The organism is Celeribacter indicus, from assembly GCF_000819565.1.
Classification (GTDB): Bacteria; Pseudomonadota; Alphaproteobacteria; order Rhodobacterales; family Rhodobacteraceae; genus Celeribacter; species Celeribacter indicus.
In genome coordinates this window covers 1,376,033-1,394,186 of sequence record NZ_CP004393.1, presented here as the reverse complement: position 1 = coordinate 1,394,186, position 18,154 = coordinate 1,376,033, and the positions used below count along the sequence as shown (strand labels likewise).

At 57.4% G+C, this 18,154-nt stretch carries 18 protein-coding genes; 7 read left to right on the top strand and 11 right to left on the bottom strand.

Annotated elements, in window-relative coordinates:
- Position 1: 1 nt before the first annotated feature.
- Both P73_RS07035 and P73_RS07030 read right to left on the bottom strand, forming a co-directional pair.
- Entirely contained in the window at positions 2–1,225 is a 1,224-nt protein-coding gene (locus P73_RS07035) for a Zn-dependent hydrolase (protein ID WP_043869052.1), read from the bottom strand.
- Positions 1,222–2,454: a dihydroorotase gene (locus P73_RS07030; protein ID WP_245629243.1), complete on the bottom strand. Its 1,233-nt coding sequence runs from the start codon at positions 2,452–2,454 to the stop codon at positions 1,222–1,224. The genes P73_RS07035 and P73_RS07030 overlap by 4 nt, the downstream gene beginning before the upstream one ends.
- Here P73_RS07030 and P73_RS07025 point away from each other — a divergent pair.
- From P73_RS07025 to P73_RS07015, 3 genes are all read left to right on the top strand, one after another.
- A complete protein-coding gene (locus tag P73_RS07025; RefSeq protein ID WP_245629242.1) occupies positions 2,419–3,918 on the top strand; it encodes a LysR family transcriptional regulator in 1,500 nt (499 codons plus the stop codon). The genes P73_RS07030 and P73_RS07025 overlap by 36 nt on opposite strands.
- 325 nt (positions 3,919–4,243) lie before the next feature.
- Complete coding sequence (locus P73_RS07020) at positions 4,244–4,984, top strand: hypothetical protein (protein WP_043869049.1); 741 nt, start codon at positions 4,244–4,246, stop codon at positions 4,982–4,984.
- Positions 4,981–6,924 carry a hypothetical protein gene (locus P73_RS07015; RefSeq protein ID WP_043869048.1) on the top strand — a complete coding sequence of 648 codons (1,944 nt, stop codon included), beginning with the start codon at positions 4,981–4,983 and terminating at the stop codon, positions 6,922–6,924. Before P73_RS07020 ends, P73_RS07015 begins: the two co-directional genes overlap by 4 nt.
- Before the next feature lie 280 nt (positions 6,925–7,204).
- Here P73_RS07015 and P73_RS07010 read toward each other — a convergent pair whose 3' ends face one another.
- Entirely contained in the window at positions 7,205–8,443 is a 1,239-nt protein-coding gene (locus tag P73_RS07010) for an ATP-binding protein (RefSeq protein WP_043869047.1), read from the bottom strand.
- Between the two features lie 4 nt (positions 8,444–8,447).
- On the bottom strand, positions 8,448–8,591 hold the full coding sequence (locus tag P73_RS25920; RefSeq protein WP_158401919.1) for a hypothetical protein: 144 nt from the start codon (positions 8,589–8,591) through the stop codon (positions 8,448–8,450).
- A gap of 364 nt (positions 8,592–8,955) precedes the next feature.
- On the opposite strand from P73_RS25920, the gene P73_RS07005 reads away from it, so the two are divergent.
- Positions 8,956–9,309, top strand: a complete 354-nt coding sequence (locus P73_RS07005) for a hypothetical protein (RefSeq protein ID WP_043869046.1) — start codon at positions 8,956–8,958, stop codon at positions 9,307–9,309.
- Positions 9,310–9,439: 130 nt separating this feature from the next.
- Complete coding sequence (locus P73_RS07000) at positions 9,440–9,727, top strand: hypothetical protein (RefSeq protein ID WP_043869045.1); 288 nt, start codon at positions 9,440–9,442, stop codon at positions 9,725–9,727.
- 74 nt (positions 9,728–9,801) lie between these two features.
- On the opposite strand, the gene P73_RS26630 is transcribed toward P73_RS07000, so the two are convergent.
- A complete protein-coding gene (locus tag P73_RS26630; RefSeq protein WP_275451664.1) occupies positions 9,802–9,930 on the bottom strand; it encodes a hypothetical protein in 129 nt (42 codons plus the stop codon).
- Positions 9,931–10,519: 589 nt separating this feature from the next.
- Between P73_RS26630 and P73_RS25490 the strand changes: the two genes are divergently transcribed.
- Positions 10,520–10,762 (top strand): hypothetical protein, encoded by a 243-nt coding sequence (locus P73_RS25490; RefSeq protein ID WP_139267208.1) that lies wholly within the window; start codon positions 10,520–10,522, stop codon positions 10,760–10,762.
- Between the two features lie 152 nt (positions 10,763–10,914).
- Here P73_RS25490 and dmpG read toward each other — a convergent pair whose 3' ends face one another.
- The 5 genes from dmpG to P73_RS06975 all read right to left on the bottom strand — a co-directional run bounded on the left by dmpG (position 10,915) and on the right by P73_RS06975 (position 15,736).
- Positions 10,915–11,940 (bottom strand): 4-hydroxy-2-oxovalerate aldolase, encoded by a 1,026-nt coding sequence (gene dmpG, locus P73_RS06995; RefSeq protein ID WP_043869044.1) that lies wholly within the window; start codon positions 11,938–11,940, stop codon positions 10,915–10,917.
- 11 nt (positions 11,941–11,951) lie between these two features.
- Positions 11,952–12,863: an acetaldehyde dehydrogenase (acetylating) gene (locus tag P73_RS06990; protein WP_043869043.1), complete on the bottom strand. Its 912-nt coding sequence runs from the start codon at positions 12,861–12,863 to the stop codon at positions 11,952–11,954.
- Positions 12,864–12,881: 18 nt separating this feature from the next.
- The gene (locus P73_RS06985) at positions 12,882–14,165 is read right to left on the bottom strand and encodes a TRAP transporter large permease (RefSeq protein ID WP_043869042.1); all 1,284 of its coding nucleotides are present in this window, start codon (positions 14,163–14,165) and stop codon (positions 12,882–12,884) included.
- Positions 14,162–14,650: a TRAP transporter small permease gene (locus P73_RS06980; RefSeq protein WP_043869041.1), complete on the bottom strand. Its 489-nt coding sequence runs from the start codon at positions 14,648–14,650 to the stop codon at positions 14,162–14,164. The genes P73_RS06985 and P73_RS06980 overlap by 4 nt, the downstream gene beginning before the upstream one ends.
- A gap of 72 nt (positions 14,651–14,722) precedes the next feature.
- Complete coding sequence (locus P73_RS06975) at positions 14,723–15,736, bottom strand: TRAP transporter substrate-binding protein (RefSeq protein ID WP_043869040.1); 1,014 nt, start codon at positions 15,734–15,736, stop codon at positions 14,723–14,725.
- A gap of 172 nt (positions 15,737–15,908) precedes the next feature.
- Between P73_RS06975 and P73_RS06970 the strand changes: the two genes are divergently transcribed.
- Complete coding sequence (locus P73_RS06970; RefSeq protein ID WP_082033350.1) at positions 15,909–17,318, top strand: FAD-binding oxidoreductase; 1,410 nt, start codon at positions 15,909–15,911, stop codon at positions 17,316–17,318.
- Here the strand turns inward: P73_RS06970 and P73_RS06965 are convergent.
- Complete coding sequence (locus P73_RS06965) at positions 17,315–18,085, bottom strand: IclR family transcriptional regulator (protein WP_245629241.1); 771 nt, start codon at positions 18,083–18,085, stop codon at positions 17,315–17,317. The genes P73_RS06970 and P73_RS06965 overlap by 4 nt on opposite strands.
- Positions 18,086–18,154: the final 69 nt, after the last annotated feature.

The following is an 18,154-nucleotide window of genomic DNA, read 5'->3' as shown; positions in this document are numbered from 1 at the left end:
TTTAAGTCTGATCCACGGCAATGACGGTTTCCACCAGGACCTCTGCCCCAAGGGCGATATCCGTCGCCTCCGCCCATTCTTCGGGGCAATGCGAGCGCCCGCCGAGACAGGGCACGAACACCATGGCCGCAGGCGCAATCCGCGCCATGAAAGCCGCATCGTGCCCGGCACCCGACACCATGCGCGTGGCAGAGGCACCGACCCGCGCCGAAGCGCTTTCGAGATGATCGACAAGCCCCCCATCCATCTGTGTCGGAAAATTGTCGGAGAGGCGGGTCAATTCGGCTGAGATGCCCATCGGCAGGCTCTGGGTTCGTGCCTCCAGCCAATCGAGGAACGCGAGCATCTGCGCCCGCTCTTCAGAGCGCGCATCAATCAACATCCGCACCCGCCCGGGCACCACATTCGCCGCGCCCGGTTCAATCGAGAATTCGCCCACGGTCGCTGTGAAATGCGATCCCTGTTCGCTGCGTGCAGTGGCTTCAGCATCAATCGCGCTGATCAGATCGGAGGCCGCCACGAGCGCATCCGCGCGATGCCCCATCGGGGTCGTCCCAGCGTGATCCGGGCGACCCGTGAGGATCACCTCCACACGGGTGATGCCGGCAATCGTGGTGACTAGTCCTATTTCCGTGCCGGAGCTTTCCAGCACCGGCCCTTGCTCGATGTGCAGTTCGAGAAAGGCACGGATGTCGCTACGTGCCGTCATCGAAGCCGGGTCGCCACCGACATCGCGCATCGCCTGGTCGAGCGACCGGCCCTCATGCTGCAACGGCATCCAGCTGTCGGGCAAGACCCCTGCCATGGCGCGCGATCCGATACATGAGACGCCAAAGACCGAAACCTCCTCCGCCAGAAAATCCGTCACCGCCAGATCGTGCCGCAGCTCGATCCCGCGTTCCGCCAGGCTCCGGGCCACTTCCAGCGCCACAATGACACCGGCCACGCCATCAAACCGGCCGCCGTCCGGCACTGTGTCGGAATGCGATCCCAGCATGATGGTGCCAAGGCTTTCTGTGCCCTTCCGCGTCCCGATCAGGTTGCCCCCGGCATCCGTCGTGACCGCAAGCCCGGCCTCCGCGAAACGCGCGGCCAACCAATTGCGGCCTTCGTCGAAACATGGCGAAAAGGCGCGACGTGTCCAGGGGCGATCCGGGTCGGTGATCTTTGACAGCGCCGTCAGATCGGCGGCGATCCGGTCGGTGCGAACGCGTAGATTGCTCATGCGCGCACCGCCTTGCGCAGGCCCAGCGGACGCTCGGGACGCAGGAAGGCTCCATTTCCGGGCGCTGCCAGAACCGTCGTGCCGTCGAACACCTGCGCTCCGCGCAGCCATGTGCCCGCCGTCGTCCACGGCAGCTCCATTCCGTCATAGGGCGACCAGCCCGCAACCGAGACCGTGCTGGCACCTGCGTCATAGGTTTTCGCAACCGGCTCCAAGACGGTCAGGTCAGCATCTCGTCCCACAGCGAGACCACCCTTGGCATGGTCGATGCGAAAATGTCGTGCCGGGTTCTCGGCCAAAAGCCGCGCGGCCCAGGTCAGGGGAATTCCCCGCGCCAGCGCGCCTTTGACAAAGAGCGGGATCATCACTTCCAGCCCCGGCACCCCGGAGGCGTTTTTCAACATCTCCGGATCGGTTTTCCGGTCCTCGGACCAGCTCACATGATCGGTCGAGACCATGGAGACATTGCCCGCCGCAACGTGTCGCCAGAGCCGCTCCACCTCTTCACGCGGCCGGATCGGGGGGTTGATCTTGGCCTTGCCACCCAGCCGGGCGACATCGTTTTCCTCATCAAGCGTCAGGTAATGGATACAGCATTCAACCGTGGCGTGATGCCCTTCGTCGCGATAGTGTTTGGCTATTTCATAGCCGCGCCCGAGCGAGCAATGCACCACATGCGCCGGGCATCCGGTGGCTGCGCCGGTTTCATAGATTTGAAGTGCCGCCAGAATTTCCGTCATGGGCGGGCGCGACAGGCCATGGGCGCGCCAATCGGTGATACCTGCGGCCTCGACGGCGGCGATCGCCTCGCGCACGAAGGCGTCGTCCTCGTTGTGGACCCCGGCGGCCAGCCCAGTTTTCGCGACCTCTTTGAAACAGGCCATCAGCAGCGCCGGGGAAATGCGGGGGAAACGTTTGGGATCGGTGCCGAAGGTCGAGAATTTGAAAGCGCAGACACCGGCTTCGGCCTGTTCCGCGATCCGCGCCGCGCCCTCTGTCGGGTCAATCGTGCCGTAGAGCGCCACATCCACGCGGGCCTCTGCCTCGGCCTCTTGGGCTTTGATGCGAACGGCCTCGGCGGAGCAGACGAGATTGCCCTCGTCATAGGGCATATCCACGATGGTCGTGACCCCGCCCGCCGCGGCTGCGGCCGTCGATGCGGCAAAGCCTTCAGCGCCTTTTTGCGACAGGGAATGCACCTGGGCATCGACGGCGCCGGGCAGGATCATAGCCGCCCCGAGATCGTGACGTTCCCGCGCAGAAGGCGCCGCGCCTTCGCCCAAAAGCGCGATTTTGCCCGCGCGGACGGCGACGAAGCCGTTTTCCACTTCGCGGTCGCACAAAACGACATGCCCGGTCAGAACCAAATCGAAATCCGACATAATGTCTCCTTTCACCGAGGGGCCGCCGCCTATGACACGCCGATTCCGGCCCCGTCCCTGTCTTTTCTTTCGATCAGCATAGCATCGGATATTTTTTTATGGCATATGCCAAAATATGGACACGGGATACGCAAAGGCATGAGAAGTTCCACGATCATTATGGCGGATCTCGCGTTGCGGCACGGCGGCATACGCGCCGCGTCCCGCGCCTGTGGCCAGCCGGTGTCCAGCATCGGAGCCGCCCTGACGCGGCTTGAGGACGATCTGGGGTTTCCTCTGGTGCGTCGCGGCGAAGACGGTATTTCGCTAACGATCGACGCGCAGCGCAGGACCCCCGCCATCGCGCGCCTCGCCGCTCTCTGCCGTCAGATTCTCAGCTGCGAAGCCGAGCGCGTGCCAGATAAATCCATCAGTTTCGCGGCTCTGTTTCGCCTGTCCGAAGCGCTGCGTGTCGGCTCCATCCGCCGTGCGGCCGAACAGATGAATCTGGCACAACCGCAACTGACGCGGCAAATCAGCCTCCTGGAGCGCACCCTCGACACAAAGCTTATCCTGCGTGGCCCCAAGGGCATCGACCCGACGCCCGAAGGCCTCAGGCTGGTCAACCTGACCGGTCAGCTCGAAGCCGAATGGCGGGCCTTGTCCCAAGTGTCGGAGCCACAGCATAGTCAGGTGTCCCGGCGCTACAGTTTGGGCTCGATCATTCCCGCCACACCCTTCGGGGAGCTGTCCACGCTTTTGGCCGGACTCAATACGGAGATGCACAATCGGCAGGGGTTTCGGGTCTCTATCGCCTCGACGCTTGCAGAGGATCTTTTGATCGGCCTCGATACCGGGCGCTTCGATTGCATTCTTCTGGATGCCGCGCTGAATGATCCGACCTATGCGCAATCGCCGGTGTTGCGTGGCAGCGTTGCCATGGCCGGTCTTCATTTGCCCGAAGATTACCGCAATCAGGCAGAGCTACGGCGGGCTTTGAAACGTCAGCCTCTGGTCTTGCAATCCAGGCGCAGTGGCCTGCGCCAACGGGCAGAACAGTTTCTCGACACCTATGCCGGGCCGGATTGGCGCAGCCTGACATCCCTCGTCGAAATCGACTCTCTGCCGATTATTGTGAACATGGCGCATTCCGGGACGGCAAACAGCATTTTGCCGCTCCACGCGACAGCTGTCGAAAATCATCGCATCATGCCCCTCCCCAGCACGTTTGACCAAATCATATTCCTGACATGGCGCCGAACTCCGAAAGGGCGCAGGCTGGCGAAACTGATCGGGTCGAATGGCATTGCCGAGATGTTTTCGAAAACTTGAGAAGGTCGATTGAGGATCTAATGCAGTGAAACCCGCCCCATTTCCACACCATTCGTCCCATGCTTACTCTCTCTCCCCTCAGAACAGTAAATCACTGCATTACTACACCTACATTTTAGGAAATGATTTTGCCTAGAATTCGGCTTCGTCGCGCCCTGTGTCGGAGAAGCAAAAAACTTCGGACGACCCATCTGAAAAACTGTAGTGAGTTCAAAAAGCTGATATTTTTTGTCCTAAACTTCCGATTTTTCGGGTGATAAAAGTGCTTGCGGGATGCAGCCTGACCTCCTTCCTTTGTTGTTGAGAACAAATTGAGGAAGAGCATATGGCGATTATGGTAACGGTTATTTCGAGTGATGAGCCGCGCCGTTTGACGAAACGCATCACACTGCAGGGCGAGGACCTCATGACCGAGTCTGGCGGTCATTTGTTGCGCGGCACCTATGCTGTGCGCGCGTTTGACACGCTTGCTGAGTTCGCGGAGATGTTGGGGGCGCTGCGCACCAATGAAGCTCTGGTCTACGGCGTGCCCAAAGGCCCTGCCGCTGGGGTTGTTGTGACAAAATCCAAACTCGCGGCAATGCCCGAAAACAAGCGCGAGGGACATATCGCACGGACCAACGATCATTTCGAATGGTCCGATGGCCCCGGTATTTTTATGATTGATATCGACCCGCCGAAAGATGGGCCCGCACTTTCCAAAGAAGAAGCCATAGCGATTGTGCGCAGGGTCGCACCAGAACTGAGTGATGTGCTGATGATTTGGTATCCCTCTTCGAGCAGCTACATTTACGCAGATGATGGCCGCGAACTTCGCGGTCTGCGGGGGCAGCGCCTTTACATTCCTGTTTCCAATGCACGGAGAATTCCCGACCTTGCAAACGCGCTCTGGGACAGGGCATGGGCAGCAGGACATGGGTCGATCATGGTGAGCAAAGCTGGCCAGATCCTCAAGCGGGCCTTCTTTGACAAGAGCGTTTATCAGCCCTCTCGCCTCGATTTCGCGGCAGGTGCCAGTACTGGCCAAGGCATCATTCAGAAACGCGGCCTTCCGGAGTTGGTATGATGGATATGTCAGAGAAATTCCTCGATGCTGAAACAGTCACTGTGGACGAGGAAACCTTGGCCCTCGCCCAGCAAAAAAGGGAGGAAGCGATCAAGGCCGTTCAGGCTGCCGCAGATGAAAAGCGGGAGGTATGGATCGTGGAGCGTGCCGAGGACATGACTGAGTTACCCGAGGCGGTAGCGCGGGAGGCGCTGAAGCGTGCCATCGATGATAAGGTGCTCTCTGGTGCGTTCTTGCTGTCCTTGAGGTGCCCGCGGACCGGATCTCTGCGGAGACATTCCGTGTCCGAAATTTTGATGAACAAGGCAGTGTTCGATGGTTGGGATGCATTCGATCCGATGGGGACGGATCCCACGGAGGCGGGGGTCGTCGGCAAGCTTCGCCTGAAAGGTGATGAGCCACATCTGGACAGCTACTCCAGCAGCAGCAAAAGGTATCAGCTGTTCAAGCACATCGACGATATCGAAATACCACGTCGTGAGGTTCTTGTTTCTCGTGTGGATCCCGCATCCACAGTGGATAGTTGCGTCGTCGCGTTGGCCGAAACCGGTGCATATTTCATGTCTGGTGATACACCTTTCGTGATGCGTAATGGTACGGCGCGGTGCCTGACTATTAATCGCCTTGACTACGAACTGTCAAAAATCGTGGCGCCAGTCGAGACTGTTGCAAAGAAGGGCCAGGAGGCGCGGAAACCGGTCCAACTGCCGCCGAGGACGCTCAACCAGATTCACGAGCTTCTGGTAGATCACCTGCCCAAGCTCTCAGCGGTCGTGGATCACCCCGTGCTACGTCCCGACGGGACGTTGATCGCGCAGGCGGGATATGATGCAGCAACGGGGATTTATGTTCGGAACGGAGTCGCGCGTTTTCCGGAAATCGCAACAGAGTTCGATCCTGAGGGCATCAAAGACCTCGTAGAGACCTGCGTTAGGCCGTTTCGCCGGTACAACTACGCGGACCACATCAAAGGCCGTACGGCCACGCTTGCCGCGGTTCTGACGGCGGTTCTGCGCCCTGCGATGGAAACGGCGCCGATGATCGCCGTGACGAGCCCTGAAATCGGCGTGGGAAAGTCGTTCATCGCGCAGGCGCTTGGTGTCATTGCCACAGGCGACCTGCCGAAAATGAAATCTGTCGAACGGTCCAGTTCGTCAGAAATGCGCAAAATGCTTTTTGCGGATCTGCTCGAACAGAACCCTGTGATGGTCTATGATAATATGGACGGCACGTTCCGCAATGAAGTTCTCACGTCATTTATCACGACACCGGTCTGGTCGGACCGTGTGCTCGGTGAGAGCCGCACGGGCGGCAGTATCCGCAACACGGCGCTCCTCGTCACAAACGGGGTCAACATGTCTTTTCCGCGGGGCATGAGCCGCCGTTACCTGCTCATCGACCTGCGGCCTCCTTGTGAGAACCACATCACAGCGGATTTCGGGTTCACGCCACAGGGTGAGGCGAGGCTTCACCGTCCGGAGATCGTCGCCGCGGCGTTGAGCATCGCCATTGCAGCACAGCCCGACAAGCCATTCAACGGCACTCTGGGATCGTTTGAAACCTGGACGCGACTTGTCCGTGATCCGATTATCCGGCTCATGAAGGAGGTGCCGGAACTCAATCTCTGTGATCCGCTCGATTTGTTCAATGATGCAATGAAAAACGCGTTTGATGATGAGACATATCGGACCTTCCTTGAGGCGCTCTATAACGTTATTGGGGGCGGGGACTTCGAAGCCAACGATGCCCGCTCGGCGATCATCGGGAGCACTGAACTCGGCGAGTTAATCCGCGAAATCTCGGACTCTGATCCGACCCTGACCAACCGCAGCGTCGCGGCCATTCTCGGCAAGCTGCGTGGCCTTGACCTTGGTGGCGTCAGGCTCACGTCAAAGAAACGCGCAGGACGCAACCTGTGGAAAATCGAGGGTATCGAGTGAGAGTGCCTGAGGACGCCAAAATTAAAGATCGGCAAGGCCATAATTGTTCGCAACGTATCGCGACCTTGCCCCAAAAGCAGGAAGTAAATCCGATCATCCGCCCCAGTTTTTCAGAACCTCTCCCCCGAAACCGACAGTTGCGATGATGACGGAAACCGCGAGGAAATTCTGATGACGTGGATAGGGCGTGAACAGTCCTCGTTGCTGATCGTTAAACATGGGGCTGCTGATCGTTTAATAACCAACTGGCATCCACCACGGTTGTTTAACGATCATGGAATTAGTGAAGCAGAGGGCGCGCGTTTTCGGATTTCAACTCCGAGATGATGCGCTCGATATGCCTCAGTGTAACAGCGCGCGACCATCCACGGATGATGGCCATCTGCAGGTCGAACAAGGTCCGTTGGTCGAGATCCCCATGGTGCGTCTCGATGTACGACATCACATCATCAATCGTCAGGCGCGGGATATGAATGACACGCATGCGCGACAGGAGAACTGGGTCAATTGCTTCGATGTTGTTCGCAGTCAAAACGAAACTGACGTCGCCAAGGTCAACCGTCACCCCCGTGGCGGGGCAGCGAAAATGCTGGGCGGTGGAACGTTCGAGGAGCGGCAACAGCGCATCAGACATAGAGGTGCGATAGCCGCCGCTCGATTGTTGACCGGAGCCGATTTTGTCGATCTCATTGATGATGATCATGGGGTTCGGTGACCGGCTGTCGATCACCGAACGGAAAACCTCGCCGATCTGGCGCGATGCCCAGCCCGCCTCGACGCCCGCGATACGCATCGCGGAGGTGCCTGCACCGGCGTCAATCTCGACGTGGTGGATGCCGGCATTTTTTGCGATATGCCTCGCCAGTGTTGATTTCCCTGTGCCATGCGCGCCGACGAGAAGGGTAGGCGTCAGCCCGAAAAATTGATCCTCCGCCATCCGCACTTTCAGAGAAGTCCAGATCACGCTCAACGGGGTCTGCAACCACGGCGCGTCAGCGAAGAGCTTGGCGACAAGTTCATCGACCTCATGTACCGTACGCGGCCCCGCATATGCCAGCGGCCCCGATGCGGATTTGAGCAGTTGGAGCGTCTCCCCATCGGTTCTTGCGGAGATCTGACGGGACACGGGGAAGCGCCGCGCGTATCGCGTGGCCCGAGCCTCAATGCGTTTCTTCTGCGCGGTCGATTGATTGATAGCATCTTCAATGATCGCACAGGTGCGGTGATACGATAAGTCGTACTGGGCGCGGATTGTCTCCGGAGACGCCAGAGACGCAAGCTGCGTGATCGGGATGCGGAAGTGCTCAAACTCAACATCGTGGTTTTGAAACACGCGGACTTCATAGCTTTCTTCGTCAATATCGACATCAAATACCTCCTCGAACGGAATGCCGAGATCGCCGGCATCCGATTTGAGGCGCATGTAGGCGCGTTTGCGCGTGGCGCGGAGAATCTTCTTCCAAACGCGGGTCTTTGCCTCCTCGCGCGTCTCGCGGATCATGTAAGCCGACTTCTTCATCGCTCTATCCGATCGCCGAGATGATCAATGACATGGCGTCGAACATGATCCCGATAAAATCATCCGCGAGAACGATCAGGTTCGCCATGGTAATCGCGAGGAGATGAAAGTTGCGCGCGCTGCGCATCGCATTGTTTGAAGTCGTCATGGTGACATTCCCGTCCGAATATCAGCGCAACGCTCCTAGACAGCGTTGGCGCTCATCTGGTCAAAAGTTGTGCGGGAGAAGAGCCCGATCACACGTGATCTGCCGCCCGATATCTCAGCGGGGGCAGAACTGAACAAAATGCTCAGCGTATCGTGTGGATCGTGACTTTGGTCATCATGACAAGGAACGTGGGCATCTACGTCGTTCTGGTCAAGAGGAGGATGCGATTTCTCTCTGGAATTGTTCGAACCAGTCTCAAATGGGAACCCATTAAGATATTGAATATAAATAATAATATAGAAAAAATTTGCGCTTTTATAATTTACGCGTATTTCCCAAATGCAAAGTAAAGAAAGGAACTGTTATGCAAAAATTTGGACTGAACAAGGCCTCCGAATGGCGCCAGATCGACCCGAACACGGCAGCCAATGATACCGCCAATGCTCATGCATATGTGGGTGACGCACGCCCTCACGTCAAATACGCAAAGGAATGGGTCTACGATGCTCTGGCGACCGATCTCGAGATCGTACAGATGTCCGGTTTTGAAGATGAGCAGGTGCTTGATGAGCAGCAGTGGATGCGCATGGCGCAGAGTATGGCCGCCCGCAGTGAGCATGCGGCCCAGGCCTGCGGCATCGAAATCAATGGAGGTTTGGAGGAGGTATTTCTCTTGGTCTTCGAGCGCGCGAAAGAAGAACTACAGGAAGACCTGTAACAAGGATTTCATCAGCACGGATAGCTTATTCCGACGCCACTCATCGAGACGCACTTAATCCTATGATTACCCTCCGCCCGACATCACCGCACCTTTGCTGTGCTTGCCTCCTGAGACAGGAGATGTTGTGATGCGTGCGCGGCCTTCGATCACTGTGGAGCGTCTCGATGCGGCGATCGCCGATGCCGCGCAGTTGGTTGTCGGGGACGGCCGTTACATGCCGCTCTTCGAGCGCCTGCTTGCAGAGCGTGAAGCACTGGTAAAAAAACAGGACACGCTCTCTCGCGCCCATGCAATCGTGCGCCAGCGTGCGGGGCAGGACGATTGGTCTGGCAGTGACTGCGCGACGCCTTGCACCCCTCCAGCCCCCCCACGCGATCTCGTATCCGTCACCATAGCCCCCTTGGCCATGGATTAAAAAACTCAGGTTGTTATTCGCTTTGTGGGAAATCAACACTTCGTCCCGTAAAAAGCACCAAAATCCATGATCCCCTAACCTGGCTTCTTCATGGACAACACAAGTTCATTTGCAGCCTCATCAACTGCTTCAGCAGCCACGTATTCGCGGAGCTTGCCATAGGCCATGACTTTCCAATCTGGCGTATGATGGTTCTTAGACATGGTCAGGGTTCCTCCAAGCAAAGGGGCACCGCTCACGCAAAAGCATGCTTTCGATCGGCCCATTAAGTGATGTTTCAGCAGAAAGTCGTCGTTACCGCGGCCCCACAAGGAACATACCAAGAACGTGATGAAAGTGGAAGGCGATTGCATCCAGAGCAGCCCAATAGGCTTTTGATAATGCTTGCGAATTTACTACTTCGCATTTTTTTCGCATCGTTTGACGGCCTTTTTTTCGCAAGACCTTTCCATTCGGGGAAATGCCTGTCGCAATTGACAAAATCATGGCAACGACAGTTGCGAAGTATGGGTTTTCGCAAACGCACGATCTCCCGTATTTTGATCATTTTGGAGCCGCTCATGAAACGCCGCAAGGACCTTCGGCTTCCATCAGAAGGCCGTGGGAGAGACCTCTTTCGCGACGCAGGCAAGCAAAGTCCGCCCCATGCTTCTGTCGCCGATCGGCTCCGTTTCGAACGCTTGTCCAATTGTACGCCGTCCACCGGATCGCCGCTTCACGTTGCCCTTGCTTTGAGGCGGTCTCAATGTTGTCATAGCTTCAGATGATAAGCAGCAGGGTCAGGACCCCCATATGGCATACTCACCAGAAGAACGTGCCAAGCAAAAGGCGGCTGCCCGGGCCCACGACGAAGAACATCTGGCAAATGGCGAGATCTCCGCTGCAGACCTCCAGCTCGAAAACGCTCATATCGCCCGACGCCTACGCAGCAAGTCCGATACATTTGTCATAAGACTTTCGAAACAGAAGGATCCTGAACAGAAATGGGCAATGACGATTAAGAGAGGGAACCGGCGCGGGTCGCTCAATGAGTAAAAGTCGACCCGAACCTCTACGGTTCGGCTAATCACTCACCTTCATTTCCCCAACATGAGGTTGGTAACACACAAAATTTTGCAACAGCCACATGGCCCGCAATCCCCAACCTATGGATCCCCGGACTGCATCAGGCCGGGGATTTCATTTATTTACGTACGACGCTCGCGCCGCCAGGTCAGTGCGAGATCTTCGATCATATCCTCCTGACCACCGACCATACCTCGCTTGCCCAATTCCATAAGCAATTCGCGCGCCGGGATGCCGTAGCGTTCCTCCGCCCGCTTCGCGAAGAGCAGGAAGGAGCTGTAGACACCTGCGTAACCAATGGTCAGAGAGTTGCGGTCCACCCGGACAAAATGGTCCATCATCGGCACGACAAGATCTTCGGCGACATCCATAATACCGAACAGGTCGACCCCGGTCTGCACGCTCATACGGTTGAAAACCGCAACGAGCAGCTCCATCGGCGCATTGCCCGCACCGGCACCGAGACCGGCGGCAGCCCCATCGATGCGGTTGGCCCCGCATTCAACGGCAGCGACGGAATTGGCAATCCCCATACCCAAGTTATGGTGACCATGGAATCCGAGTTCCGTCTCCGGCGACAGCGCCTCGCGCAGCGCAGTGATCCGCGCTCTTACGTCGTCGGGTAGCATATAACCTGCGGAGTCGGTGCAATAGATGCAGTTGGCGCCATAGCTTTCCATCTTCAGCGCTTCTTCCACCAACCCTTCGGGGCTGTTGCGATGCGACATCATCAGGAAACCGACCGTATCGAGATCGGTCTGGGCGGCAAATTTGATATGCTGTTCGGCGACATCCGCCTCGGTGCAATGCGTGGCGATCCGAACACCGGAAATCCCGAGATCCATTGCACGTTTGAGATCGTCCAGAATGCCGATGCCGGGAAGCAGCAGCGCAGAGACTTTCGCGTTCTTAATATGCGGGATCACGGCGGCGAGATATTCATCGTCCGTGGCCGGGGCGAAACCGTAGTTGACGGAGTTGCCGCCCAGACCATCCCCATGGGTCACTTCGATCCAGGGCATCCCTGCGGCGTCGAGCGCCTTGGCGATGGTGATCATCTCCTCGATGGAGATTTGCTGGCGCTTGGCATGCATGCCATCGCGCAGGCTCATTTCGTGCAATGTGACGTTGCGGCCTTCGATGCTCATTCTGGCCTCCTTCAAGCGCGTTTGGGCAGGGCGATGTCACCGCCTGCGATTTCTTGTGCGAACATTTCAGCCGTGCGCAGCGCGGCCGAGGTCATGATGTCGAGATTGCCCGCATATTTCGGCAGGAAATCCCCAAGCCCCTCGACCTCGACAAAGATCGAGACGCGATTTCCATCAAACACCGGGCCGTTCACAAGCTTGTAGCCCGGCACATATTTCTGAACCTCTTCGACCATCGACTTGACAGATTCGGTGATGGCGGCTTCGTCGGGCGTGTCCTCGGTCAGAACATGAATGGTGTCGCGCATGAGAAGCGGCGGCTCAGCCGGATTCACAACGATGATCGCCTTGCCTTTCTTTGCGCCGCCAACATTCTCGATGGCGCGGGCGGTTGTCTGGGTGAACTCGTCGATGTTTTTGCGCGTGCCCGGTCCGATAGATCGCGAGGCGACAGAGGCCACGATCTCGCCATAAGCGACCGACTGAACGCGCGAGACGGCGGCGACCATGGGAATCGTCGCCTGACCGCCACAGGTCACCATGTTGACGTTCATTTCGAGCTTCGCGGCATGTTCCGCAAGATTGACCGGCGGCACACAATAAGGCCCGATGGCGGCGGGTGTCAGATCGACCATGAGAACGCCTTTCTCATTGAGCTTGCGGCTGTTCTCGGCATGGACATAGGCTGAGGTCGCATCAAAAGCGATGCGGATGTCATCAGCCTCTACAGCGTCCAGCATCCCGTCCACGCCTTCGGCCGTGGTCTTGATCCCCATGGCCGCCGCGCGTTTGAGACCTTCGGAGGTCGGGTCAATGCCAACCATCCAAACCGGCTCAACCCAGTCGGACCGCTGCATTTTCATCAACAGATCCGTACCGATATTGCCGGGACCGATAATCACGGCACGCAGTTTCTTTGTCATCGTGCAATTCCTTTAAATTTACATTCCGAAGAGGGCCGGCAGGCCGAGAGACAGAGCGGGCACATAGGTGATCAACGCGAGGATCAGGAGCATCACCACTAGGAAAGGCGCAGCGGAGCGCATCAATCTTTCCAACGGGATATTGCCCACACGCGACGCGACGAAGAGGTTTACACCCACAGGCGGCGTCACCATGCCGATCGCGAGGTTGGCGATCATAACGATGCCGAAGTGAACAGGATCCACCCCAGACGCGGCGGCGACCGGCAACAGGATTGGGGTGAGGATGATGATCGCGGCGAGCGTCTCCATGAATGTGCCCACCACCAGCAACAGCAGGTTAATCAGGATAAGGATCATCAGCGGGTTGCTCACCAGTTGCGTGATATAGTCCGCCATCATCACCGGGATGCGCTCGATCGCCAAAACGCGCCCGAAAATCGTGGCGGCCCCGACGATCAGCATGATCGTGGCCGAGGTGAGCGCCGAGGACGCAAAAATGTGATGCAGGTCCGAGAATTTCAATTCGCGATAGACGAAAAGCCCAACGATGAGGCCATAGATCACGCCGATCGCGGAGGCCTCTGTGGGCGTGAAGACACCGCCATAGATGCCGCCTAAGATCAGGACGGGGACCATGAGGGCCCATTTCGCCTCCCAGATGGTGACGACGATGTCATTGAAGCTATGGCGTTCCGTGCTGCGTTCGATGCCTTCGCGGCGCGCTTGGAACCAGGCATATACGATAAGAGCAATGCCGATCAGAGCCCCCGGCACGACACCGGCCATGAACATTTTGGTCACGGAGACATTGGCCGACGTGGCATAGATCACCATCGGGATCGACGGCGGGATGATGACCCCGAGGCTCCCCGCAGAGGCGATAAGCCCGCCAGTGAAGGGCGGGCGATAGCCCCCTTTGGCCATCGCGGGCATCAGGATCGCGCCAACAGCGGCCACGGTGGCCGGACCGGAACCGGAGATCGCGGCAAAGAACATACAGGTGACAACCGCGATGATCGCCAAGCCACCGGAATAGCGCCCGAAGAGGACAAGCCCGACCTTCAAGAGCCGTTTGGACAGGCCACCGTGCCCCATGAGATCGCCCGCGAGCACAAAGAAGGGCACCGCCATCAGAGGAAAGCTGTCAATCGAGGTGACAAGCCCCTGTGCAATATAACTCGAACTCACCTTGCCACTGACCAACAGCGCCAGCGTCGAAGCCAGCCCCAAGGCGATGCCGATCGGCACCGACACCAGAAGCATAACGAGGAACGGAATAAAGAGCAGAGCGGAAATCATTCTTCAGCCTCCGGGGCGCGACCACTCAACCGGGCGATATCGAGCACGATGTGTTGAATAAGACGGATCACCACGAGACCAAAACCCACCACCGGCGCGGCATAGACATAGGCCATCGGGACCCCCAGAGAAGACGAGGTCTGACCGAAGCCATAGATTTTTGCGGTGAGTTTCGTCCCTTCCCAAATCACCAGAGCTGCAAAAAGGCCGAACACGAGATGGATCAAAATCCGCACAACGATCTGGCCACGATCCGGCAGCAGATCGCTGAAAGCTGTGACGCGGATATGCGCCTGTTTTCGAACACCGTAGCTCACCCCTATGTAGGTTGCCCAGATGAACAGATAACGCGCCAATTCTTCTGACCAGGTCAGGGAGGCTTCCATCACATAGCGCATGAAAACCTGAAGTCCGATGAGAAGAGTCATTGAGGCAAGAAGAGCGACCAGAAGCGTCTCTTCGAGTTTCTCGTTGATGAATTTCAAGGGGATACTCCAGTCAATAGGAGGTCGGTCTGACGGAGCGCGCGCTACAGTGTTGCGCTCCGTCCGTTTGACTTATTCGCCGTTGGCAATGGCCATGATGCGGTCCACCGCCTCCGCACCGACTTTCTTTTTCACCATCTCGATGACCGGGCCCATACGACCGGCGAACTCGGCCTGCTGTTCTGCCGTGAGCTCGACAAAGGTAATCTCAGGCATCGCGGCTTCGGCCTTGTCGTCGGCTTCCTGCGCGAGTTTGCGCTGATAGGCTTTGGACTCCGCGAAGACCTCTTCGAAAATCGCACGATCCTCATCCGACATCCGTGCCGTCACTTCCGGGTTCATCAGCACCACAAACGGGGAATAGATGTGGTTCGTCTTGGTGATGTACTTCTGCACTTCGAAGAACTTCATGTCATAGAAGAGGTTGATCGGCCCTTCTTGTGCATCGAAAGTGCCCTGTTGCAGTGCCGTGAACAGCTCGGAAAACGCCAACGGCGCCGGGTTTGCCCCTTCTTCACGCCACGCCGCGATATGCACCTCGTTTTCCATGGTGCGCATTTTCATGCCCTCGAGATCGGCGGGCGTGTAGATCGGCTTCACGTTGTTGGTCAACTGACGGAAGCCGTTTTCCCAATAGCCGACGCCATGCAGGCCGACGCGCTCAAGGCTGTCGAGAAGGCCTTGACCAACCTCACCGTCCAGCACGCGGTAGACGCTTTCGCGGTCCTTGAACAGGAACGGAATATCGAGCGCGAAATACTCTTTGTTGAAACTGCCAAGCGGCGCCGAGGACACAAAGGCCATATCCAGATTGCCGAGTTGCAGGCTCTCGATCAATTCGCGTTCACCACCAAGCTGCCCGTTCGGAAAAATCTCAAGCCCGATCCGTCCTTCGGTTCTTTCACGCATTTGCTCGTCGATAAACTCAAGTGCGAGGTGGCCGGTGTTGGTGGCCGATGCAGCATGTGCCGCTTTGATCGTCAGCTCAGGTTCGGCCACCGCCTGGGTCGCCCCCAAAGACGTCGCCACAAGGCAAATCGCAATAGCGGTTTTGCGCAGGCTTACGCCCGCGTTGAAATGAATCATGGAATCCTCCCAGGTTCAGTCATGTGAGCCCCTCATGCGGGCCCGTTTCCTCCGGCAACAACAGGACACCCCTGCCATTTCCCTTGAACGTTCTAACGATTCAAATCATCTTATGTCAAATAGTGAAATGACATCTCAATATATGAGAGATTTATACTTCGAGGAGGAAGACATGCAGACACAAATTCTGGAAAAACAGGATATTGAGGCCTTCTGGGAAGCCTTGGCTCAGTGCCTCTCTCCAAACGACCTCATATGCGGCGCAGATGTCTCGGAAACGGATATCAAGGACTGGAGCACAGAGATTCCCGGGAAACCGATCGGCCTCGCCCTGCCGCGCAGCACTCAAGAGGTCTCCGAGGTTTTGTCACGGTGCAATCGCCACAGCATCCCGGTTGTGCCTCAGGGCGGGCGTACGGGGCTCGCCGGCGGTGCGGTGGCCAGCGATGGAGCTTTGCTTTTGTCACTCGCACGCATGAGTGACATTGAAGAGATCGACACCGCCTCCGCCACGGCGACGGTTCTTGCCGGAACGCCCTTGCAAACCATTCAGGAGGCTGCCGAGGCGGAGGGAATGATGTTCGGCCTCGACCTCGGTCCGCGTGGGTCCTGCCAGATCGGGGGCAATATCTCGACAAATGCGGGAGGCAATCGTGTCATCCGCTACGGTATGACCCGCGATTTGGTGCTGGGGCTCGAGGTGGTGCTCGCGGACGGGCGTATCCTATCGATGCTCAACCGGATGCCAAAGAACAACGCCGCACTGGACATGAAACCCCTGTTCATTGGCAGCGAAGGCACACTTGGGGTCATCACGCGAGCGGTGCTGAAATTGCATCCGGGGATTGCCGGTGCGAATACAGCTCTGGTCGCCCTTCCCGATTTTGACTCTGCTCTTGCTCTTTTGGGACACGCTCGACGCGTGCTCTCCGACCGCGTAAGCGCCTTCGAAGTGATGTGGGCAGATTATTTCGATGCAGTGCTCGATGTGACAAGCCTACGTGCCCCGCTTGAATCCAAGGCACCGCTTTACGTCCTCATCGACATGCAAGGGCCTGATCCGGAAAAGGAAAACGACCTGTTTCACGACATGCTCGCTGAGGCGATGGAGCAAGGCTGGGTGCTCGATGCAGCTCTGGCACAATCGCAAAAAGACGCGCTTGATCTCTGGGCCTTGCGCGATGGCGTGACCGAACTTTTGATGACCACTCGCCCGACGATCAATTTCGACGTTTCCGTGCCCATTGCAAAAATCGGTGAGTGTGTCGCACACATGCGCGCAGCACTTGAGGCCGACTTCCCGGAGATGAACCGCTTTTTCTTCGGACACATCGGCGACAGCAACATTCACCTCGTCACGGGGCCCTTGCCTGCGGATCCAAATGTCGAACACCGGATCGAGTCCCTCGTGTACGAAATCGTTCGAAACTTTTCCGGCAGTGTCTCCGCCGAGCATGGCATCGGGTTGCACAAGAAACCTTGGCTTAAATACAGCCGCAGCGATGAGGAACTGACCCTGCTGCGCGAGTTGAAGCAAACCCTTGATCCGAAGGGCATCCTCAACCCCGGCAAGGTGCTTTAAACGTCCCTGCTGTCCACAAAACCAAGTCCACGGCTGATTTCGGCGGCCGTGGACTTGACCACCGGGATCAAGGCCTCCATGCGATCTTGCTGCATGTATTCCAGTGTCGAAGAAACACTGATCGCAGCGACAATACGCCCAGTCGCGTCCCTCAGGGGCGCGGCAACGCAACGGATTTGGTGTTCGTCCTCGCCAAGGTCATAAGCATATCCACCATCTTGATAGACCCGCATCCGCTCGAACCATTCGACCTCAGATGTCTTAACCTTCATAAGGTGGCGGTCTCTCTTGAACAGCTGCCGCAACTCTTCTTCAGGAGTGTCCAGCAACAAGGCCTTGCCAACCCCCGTTGAAACGGCAGGTTTTCTGCCTCCGATCCGCGATGTGATCTCGATCGGGCGGCGGCTTTGCAACTTGTCCAGATAGATCACCTCACCATCCTCTAATCTGGCGAGATGCACTGTGTCGGAGGTCGCCTGCGCCAATTTTGTAAGACAAGGCTTTGCGATCTTGGTGACATCGGCTTGTTGATAGCCCGCGAAACCCAACTCCACAACTTTCGGCCCTAACCCGTACAGTCTACTATCGACTTGTCGCAGGTATCGAACTTCAGTGAGAACAGAGACAATCCGATGCGCCGTCTGATAGGAAATACCTGCTTCTTCGGCAATCTCTGGAATGCTGCGCGGCATATGTGCCACACATTCAAGAACATAAAGGCCGCGAAGCAAGGTCTGACTATTGGCAGGCTTGGTAGGTTTTCTCATTCGCATCTCTCTGAGAACCAAAGGCTATTTTAGCAGTCAACCGCGATATTATCCGAGGATCTTCTATTC